This window comes from Citrobacter braakii (genome assembly GCF_009648935.1).
Classification (GTDB): domain Bacteria; phylum Pseudomonadota; class Gammaproteobacteria; order Enterobacterales; family Enterobacteriaceae; genus Citrobacter; species Citrobacter braakii.
Genome location: NZ_CP045771.1, coordinates 1434552 through 1459031, shown reverse-complemented (window position 1 = coordinate 1459031; position 24480 = coordinate 1434552). Strand labels below are relative to the sequence as shown.

Sequence of the window (24480 nt, the reverse complement as noted above, 5' to 3'; positions counted from 1 at the left end):
ACAAAACCGTCTTGCCGGATGGCGGCGTGAACGCCTTCTCCGGCCTGCAAGGTATCGCCATTGGGCGTTTACCAGGCCAGATTACATCATGACAACGTCGAACTGCTCCTGGTTATACAGCGGTTCGACTTGTACTTTAACCTGTTTGCCGACAAAGATTTCCACTTCCGCCAACGCATGTGACTCTTCACCCTTCAGGGTTTCAGCCACTGCCGGAGATGCATAAACCAGGAAACGATCGGAGTCATATGCATGGTGTACCCGCACGATTTCGCGCATGATTTCATAGCATACTGTTTCCACGGTTTTCACCGTACCGCGCCCATGACAGGTCGGACACTCGTTGCACAACACATGCTCCACGCTTTCACGCGTGCGTTTGCGCGTCATCTCCACCAGGCCCAGCTGTGAAAAACCGTTGATGCTGGTTTTTACGCGATCCTTGCTCAGCGCCTGTTCCAGAGAGTGCAGTACCCGTCGACGGTGGTCTTCATTATTCATGTCGATAAAATCGATAATGATAATGCCGCCGAGGTTACGCAGACGCAGCTGACGAGCAATGGCCTGCGTTGCTTCAATATTAGTATTAAAGATAGTGTCGTCGAGATTACGATGCCCAACAAACGCTCCGGTATTGATATCGACGGTGGTCATTGCTTCAGTTTGATCGATGATCAGATAGCCGCCAGATTTCAGTTCAACCTTGCGTTCCAGCGCGCGCTGGATTTCATTCTCAACGTCAAAGAGATCAAAAATGGGCTGGCGCCCGCTGTAATGTTCCAGCTTGCTGGTCATTTCGGGGATATATTCCGCTGTGAACTCCAGCAACGCTTCATAAGTCAGACGAGAGTCAACGCGGATCCGGTCAAGCTGGGCATCAGCAAAATCACGCAACACGCGCTGCGCCAGCGCCAGTTCACCGTACATCTGGTAGCGCGTTTGCGGGCGTTTTTTACGCTCCATGACTTTAGTCCAGACGCGCTTCAGGTAGGCAGCATCCGAGGCCAGATCCTCCTCGCAGACGCCTTCCGCCGCTGTGCGAATGATGAATCCGCCCTGTTCATCGCAGTAATCCGCCACCACTTTTTTCAGGCGTTCGCGTTCGGTTTCGCTTTCGATACGTTGGGAAACGCCAACGTGCGAAGCACCCGGCATAAAGACGAGGTAACGGGAAGGAAGCGTGATGTCCGTCGTCAGGCGTGCGCCCTTCGTACCCAACGGATCTTTTACCACCTGCACCATCAGATCCTGGCCCTGGCGAACCAGTTCAGAAATGTCGCGCACGGTGAACTGTTTTTGTTCTTCACCCGCCACGCATTCGGTGTGCGGCATGATGTCTGAAGCGTGAAGAAATGCGGCTTTATCCAGTCCAATATCTACAAAAGCCGCCTGCATACCCGGAAGTACACGACTTACACGACCTTTGTAGATATTGCCTACGATTCCGCGTCGCGCCTCACGTTCAATATGAATTTCCTGCAGAATACCGCCATCAATGTAAGCCACCCGAGTTTCCGATGGCGTTACGTTTACCAACAATTCAGCCGTCATGTTTATCCCTTTTCTCACGCAGTGCGTTAAAATTGGTCAGCAACTCATACGTTTCTACCAGCGGTAAGCCGACTACGGCGTGATAGCTGCCATTGATCTTCCTGACAAAACAGCCACCCAACCCTTGAATACCGTATGCACCTGCTTTATCCATTGGTTCACCGCTGGCAACATAGCCCGCGATGTCCTCATCGGTTAGTGCTCTGAACGTCACTTCCGTCACCACCAGACAGTCCAGACTGTGCCGGCGATCGGCCAATGCCACGGCGGTCATGACCTGATGCGTTTTGCCCGACAGTTTGCGCAGCATTACTGCGGCATGGGCGGCGTCGTGTGGTTTTTCCAGCACTTCGCCATTAAGGATAACAATGGTATCTGCACCCAATACAGGCAAATCACGCTGCGCCAGCGCCACGCCAGCCTGCGCTTTTTCGCGTGCCAGACGCGAAACATACTGCTGTGCGCTCTCCTGCGGGTGTCGCTGTTCTTCAATCCCAGGCACCAGCCGTTCAAAGGTAACACCAAGCTGAGCGAGCAGCTCCTGACGACGTGGAGAACCTGAAGCAAGATACAGAGTATTCATATCAACCTTATTGCACCGCAAACTGCTGACGGACTTTACGCATCAGTAAGAATAGCCATGGCCAAAGCACACCATTCACTACACTACTCCAGAACACTTCGGGTCTGAAAGAGACATTGATCACTAAAAACTCGGCCCAGAAAACAATAATATCCACGACCAGTGATAACAACATGACCACCAGCGCCTGTTGCCAGAGCGCGAGGTTACGGAATAGCTGGAATTTCAGCGCGACCAGATAAGCAATGATACTCATCGACAATGCGCGCACGCCAAGCGTGGAGCCGCTGATGAGATCCAGTATGGCACCCACCACAAACCCCGTGCCCACATTTACGCGATGCGGCAGCGCCAGGATCCAGTACAACAAGATGAGCAGTACCCAGTTTGGCCGGAAAACCAGAATATCGTCCGGCCAGGGCATGATTTGCAGCAACAGTGCAATAAGGAACGAGAGCCAAATCACCCAACGTCCCTGGCTACGATAGCTTGCCACTTACTGTCCTCCCGGCTTACGCGGAGCAGGTTGTGGCGGCGTGGTGTCCGCAGGCGCTGGAGTCACGCCTGTTGCGGGAGCTGGCACTGGCGCAGGCGGCCCCATGGCATCTGGTGCAGGCAGAACTTGCGGCATCATTTGCATCAGACGTTCATTGGCAACGCGGTGCACTTCCTCTGGCGTCATCGGATTTGCGCCGTTACGATCGGCGCCCCACAACAGCAGCAGATAACGCAGACGCTGCAGACCCGCGGTCGGGCGTGCCTGAATCACGGTATAAGCGCGCTGAGTGTCCAGCTTAACGGAAGAAACAACACCAACCGGATAGCCTTCAGGGAAACGTCCCCCCAGACCCGAGGTAACCAGCACATCGCCAACGCGAATGTCAGTGTTGGCCGGCAGGTGTTCGAGCTGAAGATCGTCGGTGCAGCCGTTACCGGCAGCGATCACGCGGATATCGTTACGCAGTACCTGAATGGGCAGAGCATGCGTCGCATCGCAAATCAGCAGCACGCGGCTGGTCAGTTTAGCCACCGCTACGACCTGACCCACAACGCCTTTGTCGCTAATAACCGGCTGACCTTCGTAGACCCCGTTAACGCTCCCTTTGTCGATCACCACCTGATCGCTGTAAGGGTCATTAACCGTTGAGATGACCTGCGTCACCATCTTTTGTTCGTCCTGACGCAGCGGCGATCCCAGCAGCTCACGCAAACGCGCGTTCTCCTGTTTATATTGCCCCAGCATCAGCAGCTCGCTGTTTTTCAGCAGCAGTTCCTGACGCAACGCCCGATTTTCAAGTTCGAGTTGGTCACGCGAAGCCAGCGTTTGCGAAACGCCGTCGAGTAATTCACGAGGACCATTTGAGATAAAGTAGAAAGGACTGACGGCGGTATCCATGTACGTTCGGATTTGACTAAACGTACCCAGGCGGCTGTCGGCAATAATAACGCCGAGCGCCACCAGCACCGCCAGAATAAGGCGAATCTGTAGCGACGGGCCACGGCTAAAAATTGGCTTCATAGTCTATGCGTATTCTCGTATCAGAGCGGAAGGGCAACCCGCGGGCTACCCTACCTGCATCCGATTACTCTTCGCTGAACAGGTCGCCGCCGTGCATATCGATCATTTCCAGCGCCTTGCCGCCACCGCGCGCCACGCAGGTCAGCGGATCTTCAGCAACAACAACTGGAATACCGGTTTCTTCCATTAACAGACGGTCAAGGTTACGCAGCAGAGCACCGCCACCGGTCAGTACCATGCCGCGTTCGGAGATGTCAGACGCCAGTTCTGGCGGACACTGTTCCAGTGCAACCATCACCGCGCTCACGATACCGGTCAGCGGTTCCTGCAGGGCTTCCAGAATCTCGTTGGAGTTCAGGGTAAAGCCGCGTGGAACACCTTCTGCCAGGTTACGGCCGCGAACTTCGATCTCGCGCACTTCGTCGCCCGGATAAGCGGAACCGATTTCGTGTTTAATACGTTCTGCGGTGGCTTCACCGATCAGAGAACCGTAGTTACGACGAACATAATTAATGATGGCTTCGTCGAAGCGGTCACCGCCAATACGTACAGAAGAGGAGTAAACCACGCCGTTCAGGGAGATAACGGCAACTTCAGTTGTACCACCACCGATATCCACAACCATAGAACCGGTTGCTTCAGAAACTGGCAGACCCGCCCCGATCGCAGCCGCCATCGGCTCTTCGATCAGGAATACTTCACGGGCACCTGCGCCCTGGGCGGATTCACGGATCGCGCGGCGTTCAACCTGAGTTGCTCCAACCGGTACACATACCAGTACGCGCGGGCTTGGGCGCATGAAGCTATTGCTGTGCACTTGTTTGATAAAGTGCTGGAGCATTTTTTCAGTCACGAAGAAGTCAGCGATAACGCCGTCTTTCATTGGGCGAATGGCGGCGATATTGCCCGGTGTACGACCCAGCATCTGCTTCGCGTCATGGCCCACTGCGGCTACGCTTTTTGGCGAGCCGGCACGATCCTGACGAATGGCCACAACAGAAGGCTCATTCAATACGATGCCTTGTCCTTTTACATAAATAAGGGTATTCGCGGTACCCAGGTCAATGGACAGGTCATTGGAAAACATGCCACGAAATTTTTTCAACATACTAAGGGATAATCCTGAAAGCTGGGGCGGAAAACAAAATCCGCTTACTTTACCAACCACACGCAGCAGCGACAAGGCGCAAAAATCATCTGCTACGGTGAAAATTAGTGCAGTTCGTTTCCTTTGTTACAAAATCGGCCTGAGTCCATCAGGGCTGAATAAATCAGCAGCACTCCTCGCTTTTGTTTGCAACCTGTCAAAGGTCATTCACCTGCATGTTTGCTGTTACAACCTGGCGAGCAGACAAGCACACCCCCAGAAGGCACAGCGCGCGTTATTCTACGTGAAAACGAATTAAACGGCAGGTTAAACCGAGTATCTTTGCGAATATTTTTTCACGTTAGTGTCAAGTGGCTGTGATGCGGCAAAAAAATCCCCTTGCCCACCCGCAACTCCGCGTTCCGTCAGCGTATGCCACTCGCTACGCGAACGAACGCCCGTGGCGTAAACCTGCGTTGGTGTTCCAGAACAAGCCTCCACCAGGCTTTGCACCAGGAGCTGGTTTTCGGTTCGCTTATCAATATTCCTCACCAGGCTTGGATGCAGCTTCAATAACTCAACGTTAAGCTCTTTGATCCAACTGGTGCTCACCAGCGTTAAACCCGCCTGCGTAACGGCAATTCGCACACCCAGCACATTCATCAATCTGATGACGGGCTGTAACCGGCTGATATGTTGACAGACATCTGCCTCAGCAAGTTCAATAATTATGCGTTTGCGTAATGATTTTTCGCACTGCATCAGCGTATCACGTAGCCAGCGCTGAAAACGTGGGCGAATTAGCGATTCAACCGTTGTCTGCATCGCCAGGTTTTCCTGCGGCCAGTAGCCCAACAGTAAGATCAGACGGCTGATTTGCAGACGGTCATATTCTTCTGCCAGGCCAAACTGCAGGACCATCGGCATATATTCCGCCGAAATAACCTCTTCGCTGCCATCAAAAATACGGCACATCAGCTCCCGGTGGTGCACCCGTCCTTCACGGGTTACCGCAGGCTTTTGATAAATTCTTGGTCCACCCCGGCTGAGCATCTGTTCGATCAGCGTTCGCCAGCGTACGTTACCCCGACCTTTTTCCGGTAGTGAGTCATCATAGACCGACCAACTGTTCCCACCCTGCAATACCGAGTTCCGCGTGGCGGCTTCAGCGTGATCCATCACTTGTTCCGTCGACTGACCGCTGCGGCAAACACAAATGCCAATATGAACCATATCGGCACGGTCGATCATTTTATTAGCCGGAAGCGCATCTACCGCTTTTAATAATTGCCCGGCAATACTTTCCGCCTCTTTCAGCGTGCGGTGTGGCAACAGGATGGCAAAATCGCTACGGTGGTAGCGCGCCAGCAACGCGCCCGGATAGCGCGTCATAAAAGTCGACAACAAATTGATTAGCGTTGAAATTTGTTCTTCCGCAAGGGTAATTCCCCAGCTATCGCGCAGCAGCGTAAAGTCCGGCAGGCGTACCATCATCACGACGCCATGCGATCCCACTTTTTCCTGATCTTCCAGCAGCGTTGCCAGTTGGTTATCAAAGAACAGGCGGTTGCTTAGCCCGGTTTTTGTATCCTGCGCCACATAGGAACGAATCAGCGTATCCAGTCGGCTACGTTGCTCGCGGGCACTTTGAATTTCGGTCAGCAGCATATCGAGCGCGCTACTGGTACGCGCAGGCCATTCATAAACAGTCCCCCGCACGTTCGGTCCACGTTCGCCGTTAAGAATGCGCGTTGAACGAATCTCCAGCAACTCTTGACCTGAAAGCTGACGCTGAAGCCAGCGCACAGACAAAAAGAGCATCAGTATAATGAAAGCAATCGCCAACGTGAGCGGCGCGGTAGTCATCAGCGAATGGAAATAGTTGCCCATGGGATCCTGATAAACCAGACGCAGCGACATGCCCGGGTGTTTGACCAACGGGACGGTGACATCACGATACAGATTGTTCGTCCCCGCCGGGCGGTAGCTGCTGGTTCGGGAGTGGTCATACACCACGTGTTCGCCCTGAAGCAGTTCGACGCGCACGATATCAACCGAAACCATCAGTTCATCGATTTGCGGGGTTAGCGCAACGACATCGCGGGAGACAAGGTGCGTATCAATCGCCGTCGCCACCGCCTGAACACGGGTGGTGAACTTATATTGAATCGCGTTATAGAAACTCAGCGAGCAGCCGATCAGAGTTACGAAGATCGTTAACCCTGTAAGCAGCGTCACAAAAGCTGAAAATTTCGTCGTTAATCGCATCCTTGTGTTAACTCCGACAGTTATGAAACAGGCATGAAAGTGATAAAGCGGCGCGAAAATGCAAAACTGAACGCAAAATCCGTCCATTTATACAAACAGTGTGGGCATACTACCAAATTAGGTATATCTGGCAATTTATTGCGCGGAATCGGCATCATGTTTTGATTAGCGAGTATAGTCTTCATTAATAATTTTCCAATCCACTATACGAATTGAGGACAGGTTATGCAGGCTTTGATCTTAGAACAGCAGGACGGAAAAACCCTCGCATCCGTTCAACCCCTCGACGAAAATCAGCTACCGGAAGGCGATGTGACGGTGGATGTCCACTGGTCAAGCCTGAACTATAAAGACGCCCTGGCTATCACCGGCAAGGGTAAAATCATTCGTAATTTTCCGATGATTCCTGGTATCGATTTCGCCGGTACCGTGCGCGCAAGCGAAGATCCCCGTTTTCATGCAGGTCAGGAAGTTTTACTGACCGGCTGGGGCGTGGGTGAAAATCATTGGGGTGGACTGGCCGAACGCGCACGCGTGAAAGGCGACTGGCTGGTTGCGCTGCCACAAGGGCTGGACGGACGTAAAGCCATGGTTATCGGGACCGCTGGCTTTACCGCCATGCTGTGCGTCATGGCGCTTGAAGATGCAGGTATTCGCCCGCAAGACGGTGAGATTGTCGTCACTGGCGCCAGCGGCGGCGTGGGTAGCACGGCCGTGGCGTTACTGCATAAGCTGGGTTATCAGGTTGCGGCGGTTTCGGGTCGCGAAAGTACTCACGACTACCTGAAGAGCCTGGGCGCTAACCGTATCCTTAGCCGTGATGAATTTGCTGAATCTCGTCCGTTGGAAAAACAGCTGTGGGCTGGTGCGGTTGATACCGTTGGCGACAAAGTTCTGGCAAAAGTCCTGGCACAGATGAACTACGGTGGCTGCGTTGCCGCCTGCGGCCTGGCTGGCGGTTTCGCTCTGCCGACGACGGTGATGCCATTTATTCTGCGTAACGTTCGTTTGCAAGGGGTGGACTCGGTGATGACCCCGCCGGCACGCCGGGCAGAAGCCTGGGCGCGTCTGGTTAAGGATCTGCCGGACTCTTTCTATGCTCAGGCCGCCACGGAGATTACGCTGGCGGATGCGCCGAAGTTTGCCGATGCCATCATCAATAACCAGGTGCAAGGTCGTACGCTGGTGAAGGTGAAGTAACAAGCTCTGGCGCAGAAATTTACACTTAATTAACGAAATTTCGCGGCATATCTACAGACTCCCTGCCATATTAACTACGCGTCCCCTGTCAGTTATGACGCGTAAGCCGGGAGTCTGTTATGAAGAAATTACGTCCATTTACAGAAGCCGACGTCACTGACGAGTCGGCTTTTTTTATGCAACGCCGCCAGGTACTGAAAGCATTAGGAATCAGCGCCGCCGCGTTGTCTTTCCCCCTCTCTGCGCAGGCTGACCTTCTTAGCTGGTTTAAGGGGAATGACCGCCCGCCCGCGCCCGCGGGTAAGCCGCTTGATTTCAGTAAACCCGCCGCCTGGCAAAATTCGCTTCCTTTAACGCCGGCGGATAAAGTTTCTGGCTACAACAACTTCTATGAGTTCGGTCTCGATAAAGCGGATCCGGCAGCCAATGCTGGCAGTCTGAAAACCGATCCGTGGACGTTAAAAATCAGTGGTGAGGTGGCAAAACCACTCACCCTCGATCACGATGCGCTGACCGCCCGTTTCCCACTGGAAGAACGGATTTACCGGATGCGCTGTGTGGAAGCCTGGTCAATGGTCGTGCCGTGGATTGGTTTTCCGTTACATAAACTGCTGGCGCAGGTTGAACCCACCAGCAACGCAAAATATGTCGCCTTCGAAACGATCTACGCACCGGATGAGATGCCCGGACAAAAAGATCGCTTTATTGGCGGCGGACTGAAGTATCCCTATGTTGAAGGACTGCGTCTGGATGAAGCTATGCATCCACTCACTCTGCTTACCGTGGGGGTTTATGGAAAAGCTCTTCCCCCACAAAATGGCGCGCCCATTCGCTTAATTGTGCCGTGGAAATACGGATTTAAAGGCATTAAGTCGATCGTGAGTATTAAACTAACCCGCGAACGCCCCCCGACAACCTGGAATCTGGCCGCCCCCAATGAATATGGATTTTATGCCAACGTGAATCCGCATGTCGATCACCCGCGCTGGTCCCAGGCCACTGAGCGTTTTATTGGCGCAGGCGGTATTCTGGACGTTCAGCGCCAACCCACGCTGCTGTTTAACGGTTACGCCGACGAGGTCGCTTCGCTGTACCGTGGTCTTAACCTGCAGGAGAATTTTTGAGTGCGCCTGACTGCAAAGCACATTACCGGGCTGAAAGTTTGCCTGCATCTTGCCGGCTTTTTACCGTTTGTCTGGCTATTTTGGGCGGTGAATCACGGTGGTCTGAGCGCAGACCCGGTCAAAGATATCCAGCACTTTACCGGTAGGACAGCTCTGAAATTCTTGCTGGCGACCTTGCTGGTCTCTCCCCTCGCGCGCTACGCTAAACAGCCATTATTGATACGCACACGGCGCCTGTTAGGGCTATGGTGTTTCGCCTGGGCAACGTTGCATTTAACCAGCTACGCACTCCTGGAACTGGGCATTCATAATCTGGCGCTGTTAGGACGGGAATTAATCACGCGACCTTATTTGATGTTGGGCATTGCTAGTTGGGGCATATTATTCGCCCTCACGTTAACCTCCACCCAGTCGGCTCAGCGAAAACTGGGTAAAAATTGGCAGTATTTGCACAACTTCGTCTATCTTGTGGCGATCCTGGCACCCATACATTATCTGTGGTCGGTAAAAATTATCTCCCCTCAACCGATTATTTATGCAGCACTCGCTGTGGTGTTGTTAGCCTGCCGTTACAAGAAGTTTCGCCAGTGGTGGCGGTAGTTTCACGTTATGTGCAGTGCGTTACAAAATGTGGACGATCCGATTTTCTTTACATGTTAACGGTTGATTATCTTCCCTGATAAGACCAGTATTTAGCTGCCAATTGCTACGAAATAGTTATAATGTGCGACTTTGCTATCCCCGGTAGCGTTTTTAGAGCGCTGAAAGGGTGACATTCGCATGTTGAAGGTATATTTTGTCTTTTACCCGAAAATGGCAGAAGATAGCCGCACAATGACTAACAAGTCTGGCAATCTCACTTAATGGCAACCGCACCCAGTGCAATGCCTGAGATGCGTGGCATCTTGTCACTCACTGTTATAAAAATGCTATACAGACGGCGGTAAAACGCTTGTCACAATCTCACTAAACAAAGAGTACGGAACCCACTCATGGATATTCGTAAGATTAAAAAACTGATCGAGCTGGTTGAAGAATCAGGCATCTCCGAACTGGAAATTTCTGAAGGCGAAGAGTCTGTACGCATCAGCCGTGCGGCGCCAGCTGCAAGTTTTCCAATGATGCAACAGGCTTATGCTGCACCAGTGATGCAGCAGCCAGCTCTGTCTAACGCTGTCGCACAAACTGCCTCTCCAAGTATGGAAGCTCCGGCAGCAGCGGAAATCAGTGGTCACATCGTACGCTCCCCAATGGTTGGTACGTTCTACCGCACCCCGAGCCCAGATGCGAAAGCGTTCATCGAAATCGGCCAGAAAGTGAATGCGGGCGATACCCTGTGCATCGTTGAAGCCATGAAAATGATGAACCAGATCGAAGCCGACAAATCCGGCGTAGTGAAAGCGATTCTGGTAGAAAGCGGTCAACCGGTAGAATTTGACGAGCCGCTGGTCGTCATCGAATAACGAGGCGAACATGTTGGATAAAATTGTTATCGCCAACCGCGGTGAGATCGCCCTGCGTATTCTGCGTGCCTGTAAAGAGCTGGGCATCAAGACTGTCGCTGTGCATTCAAGCGCGGATCGCGATTTAAAACACGTATTGCTGGCGGATGAGACGGTCTGTATTGGCCCGGCTCCGTCCGTAAAAAGCTATCTGAACATCCCGGCTATCATTAGCGCTGCTGAAATCACCGGCGCAGTGGCAATTCACCCGGGCTATGGCTTCCTCTCTGAGAATGCCAACTTTGCTGAACAGGTAGAACGTTCCGGCTTTATCTTCATCGGCCCGAAAGCCGACACCATCCGCCTGATGGGCGATAAAGTGTCCGCAATTACCGCGATGAAAAAAGCTGGCGTACCGACAGTCCCAGGCTCTGACGGCCCTCTGGGCGACGACATGGACGCTAACCGCGCTCATGCGAAGCGCATCGGTTATCCAGTTATTATCAAAGCCTCCGGCGGCGGCGGCGGTCGCGGTATGCGCGTCGTGCGCAGCGATGCCGAACTGGCACAATCCATCTCCATGACCAAAGCGGAAGCGAAAGCGGCTTTCAACAACGACATGGTTTACATGGAGAAGTACCTGGAAAACCCACGCCACATCGAAATTCAGGTGCTGGCGGACGGTCAGGGTAACGCGATTTATCTGGCAGAACGTGACTGCTCCATGCAGCGTCGTCACCAGAAAGTCGTCGAAGAAGCACCAGCACCGGGCATTACTCCGGAACTGCGTCGCTACATCGGCGAGCGTTGCGCCAAAGCGTGTGTTGATATCGGCTATCGCGGGGCAGGTACTTTCGAGTTCCTGTTCGAAAACGGCGAGTTCTACTTCATTGAAATGAACACCCGTATTCAGGTTGAACACCCGGTAACCGAAATGATCACCGGCGTTGACCTGATCAAAGAGCAGCTGCGCATCGCTGCGGGACAACCGCTGTCCATCAAGCAGGATGAAGTTGTGGTTAAAGGCCATGCGGTAGAATGCCGTATCAACGCCGAAGACCCGAACACCTTCCTGCCAAGCCCGGGTAAAATCACGCGTTTCCACGCGCCGGGTGGCTTTGGTGTGCGCTGGGAGTCTCATATTTACGCAGGCTACACCGTACCTCCGTACTATGACTCAATGATCGGTAAGCTGATCTGCTATGGCGAAAACCGCGACGTAGCAATCGCCCGTATGAAAAACGCATTGCAGGAACTGATCATCGACGGTATCAAAACCAACGTTGATCTGCAGATCCGCATCATGAATGACGAGCATTTCCAGCACGGTGGAACCAATATCCACTATCTGGAGAAAAAACTCGGACTTCAGGAAAAGTAAGCGTGCGTTAACTGAAAAGGCCGGAAATTCCGGCCTTTTGTTTTTCTCCCCTCCCGCACGTGCCATAAGGTACAATCCCCGCTTTCTTTATCCACAAGGGACAAAAAATGGACGCTCGTTTTGTTCAGGCCCATAAAGAGGCGCGCTGGGCGCTGTGGCTGACCCTTTTATATCTTGCCACATGGTTAGTGGCCGCTTACTTACCAGATTCCACGCTCGGTTTTACCGGCTTACCACACTGGTTCGAAATGGCCTGCCTGCTAACGCCGCTGGTTTTCATCGTGCTGTGCTGGGCGATGGTGAAGTTTATCTATCGCGACATTCCGTTGGAGGATGACGATGCAGCTTGAAGTTATTTTGCCGCTGGTCGCCTATCTGTTGGTGGTCTTCGGTCTTTCCGTTTACGCCATGCGTAAGAGATCGACCGGCACTTTCCTGAATGAATATTTCCTCGGCAGCCGCTCGATGGGCGGGGTCGTATTAGCCATGACGCTAACGGCAACCTACATTAGCGCCAGTTCGTTTATTGGCGGTCCTGGCGCCGCTTACAAATACGGGCTGGGATGGGTGCTGCTGGCGATGATCCAGTTGCCCGCCGTTTGGCTTTCTCTGGGGATTCTTGGTAAGAAATTCGCGATTCTGGCGCGCCGTTATAATGCCGTTACCCTCAACGATATGCTGTTTGCCCGCTACCAGAGTCGCCTGCTTGTGTGGCTGGCAAGCCTTAGCCTGCTGGTCGCGTTTGTCGGAGCAATGACCGTACAGTTTATTGGCGGCGCACGTTTGCTTGAAACCGCTGCGGGTATACCTTACGAAACCGGTCTGCTTATTTTTGGCGTCAGTATCGCATTGTATACGGCGTTCGGCGGTTTTCGCGCCAGCGTACTGAACGACACCATGCAGGGTATGGTGATGCTGATTGGTACTATTGTTCTGCTGGTCGGCGTCGTTCATGCTGCCGGTGGCCTCAGCAATGCGGTGGTAACCCTGCAAACTATCGACCCTAAACTGGTCTCGCCGCAAGGCGCGGATGACATTCTGTCACCCACGTTCATGACCTCATTCTGGGTACTGGTGTGCTTTGGCGTAATTGGGCTGCCGCATACAGCAGTACGCTGCATCTCTTATAAAGACAGCAAAGCTGTACACCGCGGCATTATCATCGGCACCATCGTAGTGGCAATCCTGATGTTTGGTATGCATCTGGCGGGTGCGTTGGGGCGTGCGGTGATCCCTGATCTGACAGTGCCGGATCTGGTTATCCCTACGCTAATGGTCAAAGTATTGCCGCCGGTAGCTGCTGGGATCTTCCTCGCGGCCCCCATGGCCGCGATCATGTCGACGATCAATGCCCAATTGCTGCAAAGTTCCGCTACGATCATTAAGGATCTGTACCTGAACCTGCGTCCGGAACAGCTGAAAAACGAAACCCGGCTGAAGCGCATGTCGGCAGTGATTACCCTGTTGCTCGGCGCGTTACTGCTACTGGCGGCCTGGAAACCACCAGAAATGATTATCTGGCTTAATCTGCTGGCGTTTGGCGGGCTGGAAGCCGTCTTCCTGTGGCCGCTGGTACTGGGCCTGTACTGGGAGCGGGCAAACGCGGCGGGCGCTTTGAGCGCGATGATTATCGGCGGCGTTCTTTATGCCGTACTCGCTACATTTAACATTCAGTACCTGGGTTTCCACCCGATTGTGCCCTCGTTACTGATAAGCTTGCTGGCTTTCCTGATCGGCAACCGTTTCGGTTCTGCCGTCCCGCAAGCCGCCATATTGACTACTGATAAATAAAAGAGTTTTGCCATGCCATGGATCCAACTGAAACTGAACACGACCGGTGCCAACGCTGAAGAGTTGAGCGATGCGCTGATGGAAGCGGGCTCCGTTTCCATTACTTTCCAGGACACGCATGATACGCCGGTATTTGAGCCTCTGCCGGGCGAGACTCGCCTGTGGGGAGATACCGACGTTATCGGCTTGTTCGATGCAGAAACCGACATGAAAGAAGTGGTTGCCATCCTGGAGCAGCATCCGCTGCTGGGTACAGGCTTCGCGCATAAAATCGAACAGCTCGAAGACAAAGACTGGGAACGCGAATGGATGGATAACTTCCACCCGATGCGCTTTGGTGAACGTTTGTGGATTTGCCCAAGCTGGCGCGATGTCCCGGATGAGAATGCCGTCAACGTGATGCTGGACCCGGGTCTGGCGTTTGGTACCGGCACTCACCCCACCACCTCCCTATGCCTGCAATGGCTGGACGGTCTCGATCTTAACGGCAAAACCGTCATCGACTTCGGCTGCGGCTCCGGCATTCTTGCCATTGCGGCACTGAAGCTGGGTGCGGCAAAAGCCATCGGCGTAGACATCGATCCGCAAGCAATTCAGGCCAGCCGTGATAACGCCCAGCGTAATGGCGTTTCTGAGCGTCTGGAGCTTTATCTGCCGAAAGACCAGCCAGAGGCGATGAAAGCCGACGTGGTGGTCGCAAACATCCTCGCAGGCCCATTACGTGAACTGGCACCGTTAATCAGCGTACTGCCCGTTGAGGGCGGTTTACTGGGGCTTTCTGGCATTCTTGCCAGCCAGGCGGAAAGCGTCTGTGAGGCCTATGCCGAACTCTTTACGCTCGATCCGGTTATCGAGAAAGAAGAGTGGTGCCGCATTACCGGTCAGAAAAAATAATCCCTTCCGGCGTGGTTGCCTGACCACGCCATTTTCAGACAATTGACCAGCATACTGAGACGTTCTCCAGCGATATAATAATTTATTGATTTTGTTAATCTTTATATTGATTTTCGTTGAGTAAACGTATGCGCTTCAACCTATTTATCACAACATTACTGACAGCATGCCTGATGCCACTAACCGCGCTGGCCGCGCCATGGGGTTATAGCGGAGAATCTGGTCCCGCACAGTGGGGAGAAATCAGCAAAGAGTATGCAACATGCCAGACCGGAATAAATCAATCACCCATTGATATCCAGACCGCCACAACTCGTAAACTTGGACTTCCTTCACTCAGCATGCAATATGTCGATGGTCCGACAAGATTTCGAAGCATTAACCATACTCTGCGGGCAACAATGAGTAGCTATACCTCAAACTCCATTGAAGTTGATGGAAAGATTTATTATCTAAAACACTTAGATTTTCACGCCCCGAGCGAACATACCTTCAACGGTAAAACCTATCCGCTGGAGTTGCAGTTAGTCCACAAAAATCAAAGCGGAGACATCACTATCGTGGCGGTCATGTTTGACGTCGGCGAACCTAACCAGGCGATTCAAAATCTGTGGGAGTCATTTCCAACCATGGAGGACAACAGTATGCCCATCTTCTCGCCAGTCGATATCAACCAACTTTTACCCGACGATAAAACCTATTGGCGCTATAGCGGTTCGCTAACTACACCTCCCTGTACTGAAGGCGTCAGCTGGACTGTCCTGAAAACGCCTGTTGCCCTTTCAGCCGAACAACTGGATAAATTTCACTACATTGTTGGGCCTGCGAACAATCGTCCACCGCAGCCAGTTAATGAGCGCAAGATCATCGACAGCCATTCAGGAGATACCGAGATCCTGTACTAAAATGAGGTAGAGATCACACAATGGCGAGACAATTTGCTGATTAATTCAGCAGAATATCTTGCCAGCACCTTCTGCGGCTGAAGAAAAAATGAGAAGTTACGCAAAATTATATGTGTATATAAAATCGACACATCTTTATAATGCAATGATTTATATGATTAAATATTTTCATGCGTTCATATTTACGGCAATTCATTGATCCACCTCAGTGGATTGGTCAAAGTTTGGCCTTTCATCTCGTGCGAAAAATGCGTAATATACGCCGCCTTGCAGTCACAGTATGGTCATTTCTTAACTCATGCGCATCGGACAATACCAGCTCAGAAATCGCCTGATCGCAGCACCTATGGCTGGCATCACTGACAGACCATTCAGGACGCTGTGCTATGAGATGGGAGCAGGATTGACGGTATCCGAGATGATGTCTTCTAACCCGCAGGTTTGGGAAAGTGACAAGTCTCGTTTACGGATGGTGCACGTTGATGAGCCAGGAATTCGCACGGTGCAAATTGCCGGTAGCGACCCTGTTGAGATGGCCGATGCCGCACGTATTAACGTGGAAAGCGGCGCCCAGATTATTGATATCAATATGGGGTGTCCGGCTAAAAAAGTGAATCGCAAGCTCGCAGGTTCAGCCCTCTTGCAGTACCCGGATCTAGTGAAATCAATACTAACCGAGGTCGTCAATGCAGTGGACGTTCCTGTCACACTCAAGATTCGCACCGGCTGGGCTCCGGAACACCGTAACTGCGTAGAGATTGCCCAACTGGCTGAAGACTGTGGCATTCAGGCTCTGACCATTCATGGACGCACCCGCGCCTGTTTGTTCAATGGAGATGCTGAGTACGACAGTATTCGGGCAGTTAAGCAGAAAGTTTCCATTCCGATTATCGCGAATGGCGACATTACTGACCCGCATAAAGCCAGAGCTGTACTCGACTATACGGGGGCGGATGCCCTGATGATAGGACGTGCAGCTCAGGGAAGACCCTGGATCTTTCGGGAAATCCAGCATTATCTGGACACTGGGGAGCTGCTGCCCCCGCTGCCTCTGGCAGAGGTGAAGCGCTTGCTTTGTGCGCACGTTCGGGAACTGCACGACTTTTATGGTCAGGCAAAAGGGTACCGAATTGCGCGTAAACACGTATCCTGGTATCTCCAGGAACACGCTCCGGATGACCAGTTTCGGCGCACATTCAACGCCATTGAAGATTCCAGCGAACAGCTGGCGGCGTTGGAGGCATACTTCGAAAATTTTGCGTAAACAGAAATAAAGAGCTGACAGAACTATGTTCGAACAACGCGTAAATTCTGACGTACTGACCGTTTCTACCGTTAACTCTCAGGATCAGGTAACTCAAAAGCCCCTGCGTGACTCGGTTAAACAGGCACTGAAGAACTATTTTGCTCAATTGAATGGTCAGGATGTTAACGATCTCTATGAGCTGGTACTGGCTGAAGTAGAACAGCCCCTGTTGGACATGGTGATGCAATACACCCGCGGTAACCAGACCCGTGCTGCCCTGATGATGGGCATCAACCGTGGTACGCTGCGTAAAAAACTGAAAAAATACGGCATGAACTGATACTAATCAGCGAAATGTTTGTTTTAAAAGGCGCTACTCGGCATGGGGAAGCGCCTTTTTTATTAACGTCACACGGGAGGCTTTGGCGATGAACGCAAGATGTGAACCTGTCTATTTTGGCGATGAATCTAAAAAGATAATCCTGGGTGATGCTCTGACCGAACTGAAAAAGCTGCCGTCTGAAAGCGTCGATCTCATTTTCGCCGACCCACCTTATAACATCGGTAAAGACTTTGACGGGATGGTGGAATCCTGGGACGAAGAGGCCTTTTTGGCATGGCTGTTTGAGTGCATTGACGAGTGCCATCGCATTCTCAAATCACACGGCACCATGTACATCATGAACAGTACGGAGAACATGCCGTACATCGATCTCAAATGCCGCCAGCTCTTTACCATCAAGAGCCGTATCGTGTGGTCATACGATAGCTCCGGGGTGCAGGCCAAAAATTACTTTGGTTCGATGTATGAACCGCTTCTGATGATGGTAAAAGATCAGAAAAACTACACGTTTAATCGTGATGATATTTTGGTTGAAGCCAAAACGGGCGCTAAACGTGCACTGATAGACTACAGAAAGAACCCGCCCCAACCTTACAACCAGAAAAAAGTTCCTGGCAATGTCTGGGAGTTTCCACGCGTTCGTTATCTGATGGACGAATACGAAAATCACCCCACTCAAAAACCCAAAGCCCTCCTTGAACGCATCATTCTGGCTTCCTCCAGTCCAGATGACAGCGTGCTGGATCCGTTTGCCGGTAGCTTCACGACCGGTGCCACTGCCGTGGAATTAGGTCGCAAGTTTGTCGGGATTGAAATCAATGCCGAGTACGTAAAAATGGGGCTCAGAAGAATGAGCATTGGTTCGCATTTTTCAGAGAATGAACTTGCAAAGGTGAAAAAGCGGAAGACAAAAAATCTGTCTAAAAAGAGTCGATTAACAGCAAAGAGCGGCGATCTTTCAGCAAAGTAAAGGCATTGTAAGTCTGCTTTTCAGCTTGCAGATTTCGTGTATATTCCCTGCACGCTTGGGCATGAATACACAGGGTTTGGTAATGATTCGCAAGTATTGGTGGCTGGTTGTTTTTGCGATCTTCGTTTTTCTCTTTGATGCGCTGCTCATTCAGTGGATAGAGCTGATGACAACGGAGCACGATAAGTGCCGGAATATGAATTCAGTGAACCCCCTCAAGCTGGTCAACTGCGTCGACCTCGAATAGCACGACGAAAAATACATCGACAGCCGTCAGGCCCTGGCGGCTAAAACTATCCTGGCTGATTTTCACTCTGCATTAATTGCATTACACAGCCGTCTGGGCTTAACATTTTTAATACGTTATCAACTAATACTGGCGCTTGCCCATACAAATCATAACTCACTGGATTCATTAACCAGTTTTTTATTATTCCGCTAAAGCTACCGTGCAGAATAATGATGATGACATCTAAATCCAGACTGGTAGCAATCAGATTTTCATCCACGCACTTTTGCAGTGAATCACGAATGCTTTGATGACTGAGACCTATTTTATCGCGAATGGTCTGTTCTGATATCATATCGTTATGAAATTCACATTTATGATATAAAATTTGCATTAATGCCTGCTGGCGAGGATTCTGTGCAATATATTGCAATCCCACCACAAACTTTTCACGCAGTCGCTGTAAAGGATTATCACCCCAACGACCAATAAGCTTATCCTGAATAAGATCGCGTAATGAAGGTTGTTGTAACCATAGCGCATTGAACAATTGCGTCTTATTTTCAAAATGCCAATAGAGCGCCCCCCGCGTCACGCTGGCGGCATCCGCAATATCGTTTAACGTCGTATTGCTAACACCACGCACGGCAAACTGCATAATCGCTGTTTCTATCAGGTGCTGTCGTGTTTTGAGGGCATCAGCTTTCGTTTTTCTGGCCATGGTTTCGACTGTCTGAGGTAAGGTAGAGAATGATTAACTTTCTTATCTAATATTTGCTAAACGGAACAAATGTATCACTTAGCGTTTATTTAGACGAGTTCTAAAACAGTTAATTATGGACATTGCACACGAATAAACAAAACAAATAACAACCACCAATATATTCACCAACCAAATACTTATTTCAATATGTGTTTATGCGCATCATAGCATTACTATTAAAACCATAATGAAACAACCGAAGATTAATCCTTTTTTGTTTTTACGTGCCGTGTATCGCGCCCATAAATAAGTATTGCTTACATCGCAAGCTAATAATTTGTAGGATAGCCAACCATTATTTTCACTTGTGCGCGTTATCGCCTCTGCGTTACCCGGTTAATAACGAGCGTTCGGTTTTTTAAGGAATAGAAATGACGAAAAATGCCAGGTTTTCACTCCTGCCCTCATTCATCATCATGTCCGCTGTATTACTCGCCGGTTGTAACGATCAGGGAGAAACACAAGCTCACCCCGCAGAGCCGCAGGTGACTGTCCATGTCGTCGAAAAGGCGCCTTTAGCCGTGACGACCGAATTACCAGGGCGCACAACAGCATTTCGTATTGCTGAAGTCCGTCCTCAGGTCAGCGGGATTGTACTTAAACGGAATTTCACCGAGGGAAGCGATGTTGAAGCCGGTCAGTCGCTTTATCAGATCGATCCCGCGACTTACCAGGCCGACTACGACAGCGCCAAAGGCGAACTGGCAAAGAGTGAAGCGGCAGCAGCTATCGCACATTTAACGGTAAAACGTTATGTCCCGCTGGTTGGCACTAAGTACATCAGCCAGCAAGAGTACGATCAGGCCATTGCTGATGCTCGCCAGGCCAATGCCTCCGTTATCGCGGCAAAAGCGGCGGTCGAAAGCGCTCGTATCAACCTGGCCTACACCAAAGTGACATCGCCCATTAGCGGACGTATCGGTAAATCTAACGTCACCGAAGGCGCATTAGTCACGAATGGCCAGGCAACTGAGCTTGCTACCGTGCAACAACTTGATCCTATTTACGTCGACGTAACACAGTCCAGTAATGACTTTATGCGCCTCAAACAGTCCGTTGAGCAAGGGAGCCTGCATAAAGACAGCGCCAGCAGTACCGTCGAACTGGTGATGGAAAATGGTCAGTCGTACCCGCTGAAAGGTGCTTTGCAGTTCTCTGATGTCACCGTTGATGAAAGTACCGGATCCATCACCCTCAGGGCCGTATTCCCTAACCCACAGCACACGCTGCTGCCGGGCATGTTTGTGCGTGCTCGTATTGATGAAGGCGTCCAGCCGAATGCCATTCTCGTTCCCCAACAAGGGGTAACGCGTACGCCACGCGGCGATGCAACGGTGATGGTTGTCAATGACAAGAGTCAGGTCGAGGCTCGCACCGTCGTTGCTACACAGGCGATAGGTGATAAGTGGTTAATCAGCGAGGGCTTACAGCCTGGCGATAAGGTTATCGTCAGCGGATTGCAGAAAGCGCGTCCCGGCGTAAAGGTTAAAGCAACCACCGATACCGAAACTCCAGCCGCAAAAACTGCGCAATAAGGTAACCGGACATGGCTAACTTTTTTATCAATCGCCCTATTTTTGCCTGGGTTCTGGCCATCATTCTGATGATGGCAGGGGCTCTGGCAATCATGCAACTGCCCGTTGCACAGTATCCGACCATTGCACCTCCTGCGGTCGCTATTTCTGCCACCTACCCAGGTGCGGATGCGCAGACAGTACAAGACACGGTTACGCAGGTTATCGAACAGAATATGAACGGTATCGATAACCTGATGTATATGTCCTCCACCAGCGATTCCTCCGGGAGCGTCACCATTACTCTGACTTTCGAGTCGGGTACTGACCCGGATATCGCACAGGTCCAGGTGCAAAACAAATTACAGTTAGCGATGCCCTTACTGCCTCAGGAAGTACAGCAGCAGGGAATCAGCGTCGAGAAATCCAGCAGCGGTTTCCTGATGGTGGCGGGTTTTGTCTCCGATAATAACAATCTGACGCAGGATGATATTTCCGACTATGTGGCGTCTAACGTTAAAGACGCAATAAGCCGAACAGCAGGTGTCGGCGATGTCCAGATGTTTGGTGCACAGTATGCAATGCGCATCTGGCTCGACAGCAACGCAATGAACAAATATCAGTTGACTCCTCTGGACGTTATCAATCAACTGAGAACGCAGAACAATCAGATTGCCGCAGGCCAACTGGGAGGCGCACCATCCGTCCAGGGTCAACAACTTAATGCCTCCATTATTGCTCAGACACGCCTGAAAACGCCGGAAGAGTTTGGCCGCATAACGCTGAAGGTGGGCCAGGATGGCTCAATGGTTCACCTCAGAGATGTAGCCCGCATCGAACTCGGCGGCGAAAACTATAACATGGTGACGAAAATTAATGGTCAGCCCGCAACAGGTCTGGGCATTAAGCTGGCGACCGGTGCAAACGCGCTGGATACTGCCGCAGGCGTCAAAGCAAAGCTGGCTGAGTTACAACCTTTCTTCCCGCAAGGTTTGCAAGTGGTTTACCCCTATGACACTACACCATTTGTAAAAATCTCGATTAACGAGGTGGTGAAAACGCTGTTTGAAGCCATCATCCTCGTCTTCCTGGTGATGTACCTGTTCCTGCAAAATCTGCGCGCCACACTGATTCCAACTATCGCAGTGCCTGTCGTGCTGTTGGGAACATTCGCGATCCTCGCAGCATTCGGATTCTCCATCAACACGCTAACGATGTTCGGAATGGTGCTGGCCATCGGCCTGCTGGTCGATGACGCCATCGTGGTAGTAGAAAACGTCGAACGCGTCATGGCGGAAGAGAAACTGCCGCCCAAAGAGGCGACGCAGAAATCCATGGTCCAGATCCAGGGCGCACTGGTCGGGATCGCGATGGTGCTCTCGGCGGTATTTATCCCCATGGCGTTCTTTGGCGGCTCGACCGGCGCCATTTACCGCCAGTTCTCTCTGACCATTGTTTCAGCGATGGCGCTTTCTGTTCTGGTCGCCCTCATTCTTACGCCAGCGCTTTGCGCAACGCTGCTAAAACCCGTTTCCGCCGGACATGTTGAAAAGAAAGGCGGTTTTTTCGGATGGTTTAACGCCCTGTTCGATAAAAGCGTCGGGCATTACAGCAATAGTATCAGCGGTATTCTGCGCAAAACCGGACGCTACTTGTTGCTATATGTTCTTATCGTCGGCGGAATGGCTGTTCTGTTTTTACGCCTCCCTACCTCCTTCTTGCCCGAAGAGGATCAGGGGGTCTTTATGACAATGGTGCAACTTCCTGCCGGTGCGACACAGACGCGCACACAGCAGGTGCTGGATCAGATTCAGAATTACTACCTGAACCAGGAAAAAGCGAACGTAAAATCGGTGTTCACCGTTAATGGCTTCAGCTTTAGCGGCCAGGGACAGAACTCCGGTATCGTCTTTATTAGCCTCAAACCATGGGAAGAGCGTTCGGGCGATGAAAACGGCGTGACGGCTATCGTCGAACGTGCGACCAGGGCGTTCAGCCAGATTAAAGATGGACTGGTGTTCCCGTTCAACATGCCTGCCATTCTTGAACTGGGTACCGCGACCGGCTTTGATTTTCAGTTAATTGATCAGGCTAACCTCGGTCATACAGAACTGACGAAAGCCCGGAACCAGTTGCTGGGTATGGTGAGAGAACATCCAGATTTGCTGGTGCGCGTGCGCCCTAACGGTCTGGAAGATACCCCGCAATTTAAGCTGGATATTGATCAGGAAAAAGCCCAGGCGTTAGGCGTAAGTCTGTCGGATATAAACCAAACGATTTCCACGGCCCTTGGCGGCACCTATGTGAACGATTTTATCGATCATGGCCGAGTGAAAAAGGTATACGTTCAGGCTGACGCGCCGTTCCGTATGTTACCCAACGACATCAACAATCTCTACGTACGTAGTGGGAATGGTGAAATGGTGCCATTCTCTGCGTTCAGTTCGTCGCATTGGATTTATGGTTCACCCCGCCTGGAGCGTTACAACGGTATGCCATCAATGGAAATACTGGGAGAGGCCGCGCCGGGTCGAAGCACCGGTGAAGCCATGGCGCTCATGGAAAACCTGGCAGCACAGTTGCCAACCGGTATCGGCTATGACTGGACGGGGATGTCATATCAGGAACGGCTCTCCGGCAATCAGGCACCTGCGTTATACGCTATTTCGTTAATCGTCGTCTTCCTGTGTCTCGCCGCATTGTATGAGAGCTGGTCTATTCCATTTTCAGTCATGTTGGTTGTACCGCTTGGCGTGGTCGGTGCGCTTCTGGCGGCGTCCATACGCGGTCTGAATAACGACGTTTACTTCCAGGTAGGTCTGCTGACTACCATCGGTCTTTCCGCCAAAAACGCTATCCTTATCGTGGAGTTTGCCAAAGACCTGATGGATAAAGAAGGTAAAGGGTTGATTGAAGCCACACTGGAGGCGTCACGCATGCGTCTTCGTCCAATCCTGATGACATCCCTGGCGTTTATTCTGGGGGTTATGCCTCTGGTTATCAGCCGCGGAGCAGGTAGCGGGGCGCAGAATGCGGTCGGAACAGGCGTAATGGGAGGCATGCTGACCGCGACATTGTTAGCAATCTTCTTCGTCCCCGTCTTCTTCGTTGTCGTCAGACGGCGTTTTAGTCGACGCAACGTTTAATTTGTAAAATAAAGGCGTCTTCGGACGCCTTTTTCACCTAAGATGGCCCTCTTTATTTATTAATAAGATAGCCATTTATTTCTAATAAACCCTTCCTGAAAAACTCGCCAGTCACCTTTCTTTTTATCCATTATTTTTACAATCCACATGAATTGAGATTATTCCTCATGTCAGTCTTTTTTTAAGAAGTGGTAAAATAATCGCCGAGTTCGCAGATGGCTTAGCGTTTGTCTTTGCTCAATTAGCGAAACGCTTATTTTTGAGGTAACACCATGAAAAGATTAATATCCGTTGCATTGCTTACCGCATTCCTGGCCGGCTGTGCACACGATTCTCCTTGCGTACCTGTATACGACGATCAGGGACGCCTGGTTCATACCAATACCTGTATGAAAGGCACCACGCAGGATAACTGGGAAACAGCCGGTGCCATCGCCGGTGGCGCAGCAGCCGTTGCCGGGCTGACGCTTGGGATAGTCGCCCTGACCAAATAAATCTTCTTAAAAGCGCGGTGGGTACCGCGC

General features: G+C 51.5%; 23 protein-coding genes. 16 read left to right on the top strand and 7 right to left on the bottom strand.

Features of this window, described 5'->3' with window-relative positions:
* Positions 1-81 precede the first annotated feature (81 nt).
* From rng to csrD, 6 genes are all read right to left on the bottom strand, one after another.
* Complete coding sequence (gene rng / locus GFC06_RS06830) at positions 82-1551, bottom strand: ribonuclease G (RefSeq protein ID WP_003828822.1); 1470 nt, start codon at positions 1549-1551, stop codon at positions 82-84.
* Positions 1541-2134, bottom strand: a complete 594-nt coding sequence (locus GFC06_RS06825; RefSeq protein WP_016157589.1) for a Maf family protein — start codon at positions 2132-2134, stop codon at positions 1541-1543. The genes rng and GFC06_RS06825 overlap by 11 nt, the downstream gene beginning before the upstream one ends.
* Positions 2135-2141: 7 nt before the next feature.
* A complete protein-coding gene (mreD, locus tag GFC06_RS06820) occupies positions 2142-2630 on the bottom strand; it encodes a rod shape-determining protein MreD (RefSeq protein WP_047499764.1) in 489 nt (162 codons plus the stop codon).
* Positions 2631-3653: a rod shape-determining protein MreC gene (gene mreC / locus GFC06_RS06815; protein WP_047499766.1), complete on the bottom strand. Its 1023-nt coding sequence runs from the start codon at positions 3651-3653 to the stop codon at positions 2631-2633. It abuts the gene before it with no gap.
* 64 nt (positions 3654-3717) lie between these two features.
* Complete coding sequence (gene mreB / locus GFC06_RS06810; protein ID WP_000913396.1) at positions 3718-4761, bottom strand: rod shape-determining protein MreB; 1044 nt, start codon at positions 4759-4761, stop codon at positions 3718-3720.
* Positions 4762-5067: 306 nt separating this feature from the next.
* Positions 5068-7008 (bottom strand): RNase E specificity factor CsrD, encoded by a 1941-nt coding sequence (gene csrD / locus GFC06_RS06805; protein WP_153689970.1) that lies wholly within the window; start codon positions 7006-7008, stop codon positions 5068-5070.
* Positions 7009-7233: 225 nt separating this feature from the next.
* Between csrD and acuI the strand changes: the two genes are divergently transcribed.
* From acuI to GFC06_RS06740, 13 genes are all read left to right on the top strand, one after another.
* Complete coding sequence (acuI, locus tag GFC06_RS06800; RefSeq protein WP_047358541.1) at positions 7234-8208, top strand: acrylyl-CoA reductase (NADPH); 975 nt, start codon at positions 7234-7236, stop codon at positions 8206-8208.
* A gap of 119 nt (positions 8209-8327) precedes the next feature.
* The gene (gene msrP / locus GFC06_RS06795) at positions 8328-9332 is read left to right on the top strand and encodes a protein-methionine-sulfoxide reductase catalytic subunit MsrP (RefSeq protein ID WP_016157591.1); all 1005 of its coding nucleotides are present in this window, start codon (positions 8328-8330) and stop codon (positions 9330-9332) included.
* On the top strand, positions 9333-9932 hold the full coding sequence (msrQ, locus tag GFC06_RS06790) for a protein-methionine-sulfoxide reductase heme-binding subunit MsrQ (RefSeq protein WP_016157592.1): 600 nt from the start codon (positions 9333-9335) through the stop codon (positions 9930-9932).
* 392 nt (positions 9933-10324) lie between these two features.
* Positions 10325-10795 (top strand): acetyl-CoA carboxylase biotin carboxyl carrier protein, encoded by a 471-nt coding sequence (accB, locus tag GFC06_RS06785; protein ID WP_003025210.1) that lies wholly within the window; start codon positions 10325-10327, stop codon positions 10793-10795.
* Positions 10796-10805: 10 nt separating this feature from the next.
* On the top strand, positions 10806-12155 hold the full coding sequence (accC, locus tag GFC06_RS06780) for an acetyl-CoA carboxylase biotin carboxylase subunit (RefSeq protein ID WP_003828838.1): 1350 nt from the start codon (positions 10806-10808) through the stop codon (positions 12153-12155).
* Positions 12156-12262: 107 nt separating this feature from the next.
* Complete coding sequence (locus tag GFC06_RS06775; RefSeq protein ID WP_016154721.1) at positions 12263-12505, top strand: YhdT family protein; 243 nt, start codon at positions 12263-12265, stop codon at positions 12503-12505.
* Entirely contained in the window at positions 12495-13946 is a 1452-nt protein-coding gene (panF, locus tag GFC06_RS06770) for a sodium/pantothenate symporter (protein WP_016157593.1), read from the top strand. Before GFC06_RS06775 ends, panF begins: the two co-directional genes overlap by 11 nt.
* Positions 13947-13958: 12 nt before the next feature.
* Entirely contained in the window at positions 13959-14840 is an 882-nt protein-coding gene (gene prmA / locus GFC06_RS06765) for a 50S ribosomal protein L11 methyltransferase (protein ID WP_047499780.1), read from the top strand.
* A 128-nt stretch (positions 14841-14968) separates the two neighbouring features.
* Positions 14969-15745, top strand: a complete 777-nt coding sequence (locus GFC06_RS06760) for a carbonic anhydrase (RefSeq protein WP_047499783.1) — start codon at positions 14969-14971, stop codon at positions 15743-15745.
* Positions 15746-16043: 298 nt separating this feature from the next.
* On the top strand, positions 16044-17009 hold the full coding sequence (dusB, locus tag GFC06_RS06755) for a tRNA dihydrouridine synthase DusB (RefSeq protein WP_003025224.1): 966 nt from the start codon (positions 16044-16046) through the stop codon (positions 17007-17009).
* 25 nt (positions 17010-17034) lie between these two features.
* Positions 17035-17331, top strand: coding sequence for a DNA-binding transcriptional regulator Fis (gene fis, locus GFC06_RS06750; protein WP_000462905.1), 297 nt, complete (start codon positions 17035-17037; stop codon positions 17329-17331).
* A gap of 88 nt (positions 17332-17419) precedes the next feature.
* Positions 17420-18304 carry an adenine-specific DNA-methyltransferase gene (yhdJ, locus tag GFC06_RS06745; RefSeq protein WP_047499792.1) on the top strand — a complete coding sequence of 295 codons (885 nt, stop codon included), beginning with the start codon at positions 17420-17422 and terminating at the stop codon, positions 18302-18304.
* A gap of 82 nt (positions 18305-18386) precedes the next feature.
* Positions 18387-18551, top strand: a complete 165-nt coding sequence (locus GFC06_RS06740) for a DUF2556 family protein (protein WP_141875717.1) — start codon at positions 18387-18389, stop codon at positions 18549-18551.
* A gap of 46 nt (positions 18552-18597) precedes the next feature.
* Here the strand turns inward: GFC06_RS06740 and envR are convergent, their stop codons facing one another.
* A complete protein-coding gene (gene envR, locus GFC06_RS06735; protein ID WP_047359095.1) occupies positions 18598-19254 on the bottom strand; it encodes an acrEF/envCD operon transcriptional regulator in 657 nt (218 codons plus the stop codon).
* Positions 19255-19667: 413 nt separating this feature from the next.
* Here envR and GFC06_RS06730 point away from each other — a divergent pair, with 413 nt between their 5' ends.
* From GFC06_RS06730 to GFC06_RS06720, 3 genes are all read left to right on the top strand, one after another.
* Positions 19668-20831 carry an efflux RND transporter periplasmic adaptor subunit gene (locus tag GFC06_RS06730; RefSeq protein WP_103767055.1) on the top strand — a complete coding sequence of 388 codons (1164 nt, stop codon included), beginning with the start codon at positions 19668-19670 and terminating at the stop codon, positions 20829-20831.
* Positions 20832-20842: 11 nt separating this feature from the next.
* The gene (locus tag GFC06_RS06725) at positions 20843-23956 is read left to right on the top strand and encodes an efflux RND transporter permease subunit (RefSeq protein ID WP_153689969.1); all 3114 of its coding nucleotides are present in this window, start codon (positions 20843-20845) and stop codon (positions 23954-23956) included.
* Between the two features lie 272 nt (positions 23957-24228).
* Entirely contained in the window at positions 24229-24450 is a 222-nt protein-coding gene (locus tag GFC06_RS06720; protein WP_003025292.1) for a lipoprotein, read from the top strand.
* Positions 24451-24480 lie beyond the last annotated feature (30 nt).

Excerpts from the sequence above, each read along its gene's own strand:
- mreC (WP_047499766.1), bottom strand. The coding sequence starts at position 3,653 with ATGAAGCCAATTTTTAGCCGTGGCCCGTCGCTACAGATTCGCCTTATT.
- msrP (WP_016157591.1), top strand. The coding sequence starts at position 8,328 with ATGAAGAAATTACGTCCATTTACAGAAGCCGACGTCACTGACGAGTCG.
- mreB (WP_000913396.1), bottom strand. The coding sequence starts at position 4,761 with ATGTTGAAAAAATTTCGTGGCATGTTTTCCAATGACCTGTCCATTGAC.
- GFC06_RS06760 (WP_047499783.1), top strand. The coding sequence starts at position 14,969 with ATGCGCTTCAACCTATTTATCACAACATTACTGACAGCATGCCTGATG.
- accB (WP_003025210.1), top strand. The coding sequence starts at position 10,325 with ATGGATATTCGTAAGATTAAAAAACTGATCGAGCTGGTTGAAGAATCA.
- prmA (WP_047499780.1), top strand. The coding sequence starts at position 13,959 with ATGCCATGGATCCAACTGAAACTGAACACGACCGGTGCCAACGCTGAA.
- GFC06_RS06720 (WP_003025292.1), top strand. The coding sequence starts at position 24,229 with ATGAAAAGATTAATATCCGTTGCATTGCTTACCGCATTCCTGGCCGGC.
- GFC06_RS06730 (WP_103767055.1), top strand. The coding sequence starts at position 19,668 with ATGACGAAAAATGCCAGGTTTTCACTCCTGCCCTCATTCATCATCATG.
- dusB (WP_003025224.1), top strand. The coding sequence starts at position 16,044 with ATGCGCATCGGACAATACCAGCTCAGAAATCGCCTGATCGCAGCACCT.
- panF (WP_016157593.1), top strand. The coding sequence starts at position 12,495 with ATGCAGCTTGAAGTTATTTTGCCGCTGGTCGCCTATCTGTTGGTGGTC.
- acuI (WP_047358541.1), top strand. The coding sequence starts at position 7,234 with ATGCAGGCTTTGATCTTAGAACAGCAGGACGGAAAAACCCTCGCATCC.
- rng (WP_003828822.1), bottom strand. The coding sequence starts at position 1,551 with ATGACGGCTGAATTGTTGGTAAACGTAACGCCATCGGAAACTCGGGTG.
- GFC06_RS06725 (WP_153689969.1), top strand. The coding sequence starts at position 20,843 with ATGGCTAACTTTTTTATCAATCGCCCTATTTTTGCCTGGGTTCTGGCC.
- envR (WP_047359095.1), bottom strand. The coding sequence starts at position 19,254 with ATGGCCAGAAAAACGAAAGCTGATGCCCTCAAAACACGACAGCACCTG.
- GFC06_RS06775 (WP_016154721.1), top strand. The coding sequence starts at position 12,263 with ATGGACGCTCGTTTTGTTCAGGCCCATAAAGAGGCGCGCTGGGCGCTG.
- GFC06_RS06825 (WP_016157589.1), bottom strand. The coding sequence starts at position 2,134 with ATGAATACTCTGTATCTTGCTTCAGGTTCTCCACGTCGTCAGGAGCTG.
- csrD (WP_153689970.1), bottom strand. The coding sequence starts at position 7,008 with ATGCGATTAACGACGAAATTTTCAGCTTTTGTGACGCTGCTTACAGGG.
- accC (WP_003828838.1), top strand. The coding sequence starts at position 10,806 with ATGTTGGATAAAATTGTTATCGCCAACCGCGGTGAGATCGCCCTGCGT.
- GFC06_RS06740 (WP_141875717.1), top strand. The coding sequence starts at position 18,387 with ATGATTCGCAAGTATTGGTGGCTGGTTGTTTTTGCGATCTTCGTTTTT.
- yhdJ (WP_047499792.1), top strand. The coding sequence starts at position 17,420 with ATGAACGCAAGATGTGAACCTGTCTATTTTGGCGATGAATCTAAAAAG.
- fis (WP_000462905.1), top strand. The coding sequence starts at position 17,035 with ATGTTCGAACAACGCGTAAATTCTGACGTACTGACCGTTTCTACCGTT.